Origin of the sequence: Protofrankia sp. CiT1, assembly GCF_917627335.1 — a bacterium.
Taxonomy (GTDB): domain Bacteria; phylum Actinomycetota; class Actinomycetes; order Frankiales; family Frankiaceae; genus Protofrankia.
In genome coordinates this window covers 1-4938 of sequence record NZ_CAKJTP010000121.1, presented here as the reverse complement: position 1 = coordinate 4938, position 4938 = coordinate 1, and the positions used below count along the sequence as shown (strand labels likewise).

Here is a 4938-nt window from a genome sequence, read left to right as displayed (position 1 = left end):
GGCATCCTGAGCGTCGGCCAACATTGCGGTGGGGTGCTCTCTATCCGGCCCTCGGGGCCGTGATCATGGCGATCACCGCGGTCCTGAGCTCGGCCAGGACTTCCCGCGCCTGCTCGTCCGTGAACGAACGGTCCTCGCAGCGCAGTTCCAGGTTCGCCATGGCCGTGGCGGTGAACAGGGCCAGGAGGAACTCCCGTTCCTCGGTCAGCTCCGGCATGACGTCCTTGCTCAGGACGGACAGGAGCCGGAGGCCCTCGGTGAAGTCCCGGCCCGTCGGCACCAGCGAGTCGCCACTCAGAACAAGCCGGGCCACGAAACGCGCATAACTGCTCGATCCGCGGTGGGCGAGAACATGCTCCGCCAGGGGTTGAATACCGAGATCAATGATCTGCTCAAGATCAAGTTTGCGACCATCCGCACACGCCTCTTCTATCAGCGCGAGCCGGCGGCGGTTGATCGGCACCATCCGATAGGCGTACAGGGCCTCAATCAGGCGGTCCCTGGTGCCGAAATGGTACTGCACCGCGGAGTTGTTCCGCTGGCCCGCGCTCCTGCCGATCTCCCGGAGTGAGACCTCGAAGCCGCGCTCCGCGAACAGCCGCTCCGCCGCGCGGAGAATCGCAGCGGACGTTCCGTCTTCGGTCTGCACTGTTCCGGTGTCCATTCGCGGAAGCAAGGTCGTGGTCTGCCGAACGCCGACCGATGTCTCGGTCAGACGGCGACGCGCGGTGGCGGTGGGCCGGGGCCCTCGACGAGCGCCCCGGCGAGGCATACCCACGAAGTTCAGGCCCTGGTCCGCGGCGGAGCCAGAAAAGAACATACGCGACAGTATGCGCCGCGGCGTCACCCCCCGCGCACGCGACCTGGCCGCGCGCGAGCGCCCGAGTGGGACCGGTCGGCCACGGCGAAGGGTTGTTCGCAACGCATCCACACCGTCACGCAAAGCGCATGGGCGAACCATAGTTCGCGCGTTGCGCCTTCTTCACCAACTCTCTAGGTTTGGTGAGGATAAGACGATGTGTCTTGGAACTGCGCCCCGCGGAACTGGCCGCCCACGCCCAAGAGGAGTCCACCTTCGTATGAGATGGTCACGCACGATCCCTGCTCTCCTCCTTGGCGCAGCCATGTTGATCATCACCGCGTGCGGTGGCGGAACGTCGGGAGCCACGGCCGACAGCCCCGCGGGCACCTCACTGCGGGTCGCCGATCAGCTCACCGTGCTGGAGACGCCACTCAGGCTCGCCGGGCAGGACAAGAACCTGCCCTACTCGGTGACCTACTCCAACTTCGTGGGCGGGCCGCCGATGCTTCAGGCGTTCCAGGCCGGGAAGCTCGACGTCGGCTGGATCGCCGACGCACCGCTGATCTTCGCCCAGGCCGCCCGGCAGAAGGTGGTCGGCATCGCGGCCTATGCCACGACGAACGGGTCGCAGCTTCTTCTCGCCGCCCCGGGCCGACACATCACGACGTGGGCGGACCTGAAAGGAAAGTCCGTCGGATACCAGAAGGGCACGAGCCTGGAGTCCGTTCTGTTGCTCGGGCTGCAGAGCGCGGGCCTGAGTCTGAAGGACGTCAAGCCGGTCGACCTCGCGGCGACGCAGCTCGTGCAGGCGCTGCAGGCGGGGGAGGTGGACTCGGTCATCACGTCACAGCCGTTGGACTCCGCCTACCTGGCCAAGAACCCCACGGCGCCGCAGATTCCGGTCCCGGGCAACAACCTGGCGCTCCGGACGAACTTTCTCATCGCCTCCGAGAGCGCGTTGAAGGACCCAGCCAAAGCGGCGGCGATCGGTGACTACGTCGCACGGTTCGTGAAGGCCGTCAACTGGGAGAACTCCCACGTCCCCGAGGTCTCCAAGGCGACGTACGTGGACCAGTACAAGCTGCCGCAGGCGCTCGGGGAGCGGCTCCTGGCAGCGGCCGGCCCGAGCGCCTTCTTCGCGCTTCCCGGTGACCTGCTCCCCGCACAGCAGAACCTCGCGGACCTCTTCGCGCAGGCCGGTGAGATCCCGTCGAAGGTGGACACCGCCGCCGAGTTCACCTCGCTGTACAACGCGACCGTGCTCGCCGCCCAGGGCAGCGCCGTGCGGAGCAGCGCCGTGCCGACGCGAGGCAGTTCGTCGTGACGGTCACGACATCCGAGATCGTCTCGCTGCCCACTCTGGGCGCCGAGGCGGCCCAGGTGACGGACCGGCACGGGCCGCGGGCCGCGCTGGCATGGCTGGGCCGGCTCCGACGGGCCGAGCGGCTGCTCGGGGTCGTGCTGCTCGTGGCCCTGTGGCAGATCCTCTACAGCACCGGCGTCACCACCGATGAGACCCTCTCCGGCCCGTCGGCGGTGTGGGGATCGGCCTGGGACAGGATCGCGGACGGTTCCCTGCCGTCCGCGATCTGGGTCTCGCTGCACCGCGTGCTGATCGGCCTGGCTGTCGGGCTTCCCATCGGCGTCGTGCTGGCGTTGGCCGCCGGGCTGACCCGGCTTGGCGACGACGTCGTGGACACCTCGATGCAGATGCTGCGCTTCATACCGATCATCGGCCTGCAGCCGCTCATCATCGTCTGGTTCGGCCTCGGTGAGACGGCGAAGATCTCGCTGATCGTTTTCGGTGTCGTCTTCCCGACCTACATCAACACCTACCACGCGGTCCGCGGCATCGACCCGAGAATGCTGGAGCTGGGCAGGGTGATCGGCCTGGGTCGCCTCGCGATGATCCGCCGGCTCGTGATACCGGGCGCGCTGCCCGGTTTCCTCGTCGGTCTGCGGCTGGCCTTCGGTGTCTCCTGGTTACTGCTGGTCTTCGCCGAGCAGATCAACGCCCGTGAGGGAATCGGGTATCTCATCGTCCAGGCGCAGGCCTTCTACCAGACCGACGTGATCCTGGTCGGCCTGGCCACCTATGCCGTCCTCGGGCTCGTCTCCGACCTGTTGGTACGTGGAATCGAACGCGTGGCGCTGACATGGCAACCGAGCAGGTGACCCGAGCGGTGCACCCCATCGCGGAAGCGGTCGTCGATCCGTTGACGCCGGTGGATCTGGCCAGCGAGGCGGTCCCGGCCGGCGGCGAGGCGCCGACCGTGGTCGAGGTCACCGCTCTGACCCGGCGCTTCGGCGGCCGGGCCGTCATCGACGGCGCCGACCTGCGGCTGCGTGCCGGGGAGTTCGTCGCCGTGCTCGGTCGCAGCGGGACCGGCAAGAGCACGTTGCTGCGGGCGCTGGCCGGTCTCGACCGGCAGGTCCACGGCGAGATCCGGGTCCCCCGGGCCCGATCGGTCGTGTTCCAGGACGCCCGTCTGGTGCCGTGGGCCCGGGTGTTGGACAACGTCATCCTCGGGCTGGGGACCGACGACGCCCGCACCCGCGGCCTGGCGGCGCTGGAGGAGGTGGGTCTGGCCGGCCACACCCGGGCCTGGCCCAAGACCCTCTCCGGCGGCGAGGCCCAACGGGTGGCGCTGGCCCGGGCTCTGGTCCGTGAACCGGGGCTGCTGCTGCTCGACGAGCCATTCGGCGCCCTCGACGCCCTGACCCGAATCCGCATGCACGCGCTGCTGCGCGGGCTGTGGCAGCGGCACAACCCGGCGGTGCTGCTGGTGACCCACGACGTCGAGGAGGCGATCCAGCTCGCCGATCGCGTCCTCGTCATGGCGGACGGGAGGTTCGTCCTCAACACCCCGGTCGCCGTCCCCGCACCCCGCGACAAGGCCGACCCGGCGCTCGTCGCACTCCGCCGGCGGCTGCTGGCCAGCCTCGGCGTCACGGACACCACCAGCAACTGAGACGACCAGCAACTGAGACGACCAGCAACTGAGACGACCAGCCAGGACCCCGCGTCACCCTCGCGCCCGACCCGACCGATCGACCGACTCACGAGGCGACATCAAGAAGGAGAACGATGACCACCACGCTCACCGCACTGGACGGACGGCAACTGACCGGCAACATCGGCGCCGAGATCAGCGGACTGCGGCTCTCCGGAGACCTGCCCGACGACGTGATCGCGGCGATCCGGGCCAACCTGCTGGAGCACAAGGTGCTGTTCTTCCGCGGCCAGGATCACCTTGACGACGACGAGCAGGTGGCCTTCGCCCGCCGCCTCGGCCCGATCACCCAGGGGCACCCGAACGTCGCCCCCGACTCGGAGGTCTTCGACCTCGATTACAGCAGGTCGGTCGAGCGCGCCAACGTCTGGCACACCGACGTGACGTTCGTGGTGCAGCCGCCGTCGTTCTCCGTGCTGCGTGGACTGCGGATTCCGGACGTGGGCGGCGACACCATCTGGGCCAACACCGCCAGTGCGTACACCGCGCTACGCCCGGAGCTGCGCGAGCTGGCCGACCAGCTGTGGACGCTGCACACCAACGACTTCGACTATGCCGAGTCCCACGAGCGGATTGAGCGGCTCAGGAACCTCGACCCCTCCCGGTTCGGGAACGGCTTCCTGCCGACGATCTACAAGACGCGGCACCCGCTGGTCCGGGTGCACCCCGAGACCGGTGAGCGGTCCCTGCTGCTCGGCGGCTTCGCCCGCGGTTTCATCGGGTTCAGCTCCTCGACGTTCGAGGCGCTGAAGAAAATCTTCCAGGAGGAGATCACCCGCGCCGAGAACACCGTGCGGTGGAAGTGGGAGACCGGCGATCTGGTCATCTGGGACAACCGCCTCACCCAGCACTACGCCAGCGCCGATTACGGCACCGTTCCCCGCCAGGTCAAGCGGGTGACGGTCGTCGGAGAGGTGCCCGTGTCGGTGCACGGTGAGCACAGCCACGCGCTGCAGGGCGACGCGACCGAGTTCAACAACAGGTTCGCCACGGTGAACTGACCTCTGCCTCACGTCCGTCCCGGTTCGGCGTCCGTCCCAGTCCGGCGTCTGTCCCGGTTCGGCGTTCGTCCCGGTTCGGCGTTCGTCCCAGCGCGCCCCGGGCGCCCTCCGGCCGGCGGTC

The 4938-nt window shown here is 68.6% G+C and carries 5 protein-coding genes; 4 read left to right on the top strand and 1 reads right to left on the bottom strand.

What is annotated here, in order from left to right:
- Positions 1-40 precede the first annotated feature (40 nt).
- Positions 41-649 (bottom strand): TetR/AcrR family transcriptional regulator, encoded by a 609-nt coding sequence (locus tag MJ785_RS16540; RefSeq protein WP_239313233.1) that lies wholly within the window; start codon positions 647-649, stop codon positions 41-43.
- Positions 650-1079: 430 nt separating this feature from the next.
- On the opposite strand from MJ785_RS16540, the gene MJ785_RS16535 reads away from it, so the two are divergent.
- The 4 genes from MJ785_RS16535 (at position 1080) to MJ785_RS16520 (ending at position 4817) form a co-directional block, all read left to right on the top strand.
- Positions 1080-2126 (top strand): ABC transporter substrate-binding protein, encoded by a 1047-nt coding sequence (locus tag MJ785_RS16535; protein WP_239381650.1) that lies wholly within the window; start codon positions 1080-1082, stop codon positions 2124-2126.
- A complete protein-coding gene (locus MJ785_RS16530; protein WP_239381648.1) occupies positions 2123-2977 on the top strand; it encodes an ABC transporter permease in 855 nt (284 codons plus the stop codon). Before MJ785_RS16535 ends, MJ785_RS16530 begins: the two co-directional genes overlap by 4 nt.
- The gene (locus tag MJ785_RS16525) at positions 2959-3774 is read left to right on the top strand and encodes an ABC transporter ATP-binding protein (protein ID WP_239313227.1); all 816 of its coding nucleotides are present in this window, start codon (positions 2959-2961) and stop codon (positions 3772-3774) included. Before MJ785_RS16530 ends, MJ785_RS16525 begins: the two co-directional genes overlap by 19 nt.
- A gap of 116 nt (positions 3775-3890) precedes the next feature.
- The gene (locus MJ785_RS16520) at positions 3891-4817 is read left to right on the top strand and encodes a TauD/TfdA family dioxygenase (RefSeq protein ID WP_239313225.1); all 927 of its coding nucleotides are present in this window, start codon (positions 3891-3893) and stop codon (positions 4815-4817) included.
- The last annotated feature ends 121 nt before the right edge of the window (positions 4818-4938 follow it).

Bases quoted from the DNA above. Each gene is read 5' to 3' on its own strand.
- MJ785_RS16535 (WP_239381650.1), top strand. From the start codon at position 1,080: ATGAGATGGTCACGCACGATCCCTGCTCTCCTCCTTGGCGCAGCCATG.
- MJ785_RS16525 (WP_239313227.1), top strand. From the start codon at position 2,959: ATGGCAACCGAGCAGGTGACCCGAGCGGTGCACCCCATCGCGGAAGCG.
- MJ785_RS16520 (WP_239313225.1), top strand. From the start codon at position 3,891: ATGACCACCACGCTCACCGCACTGGACGGACGGCAACTGACCGGCAAC.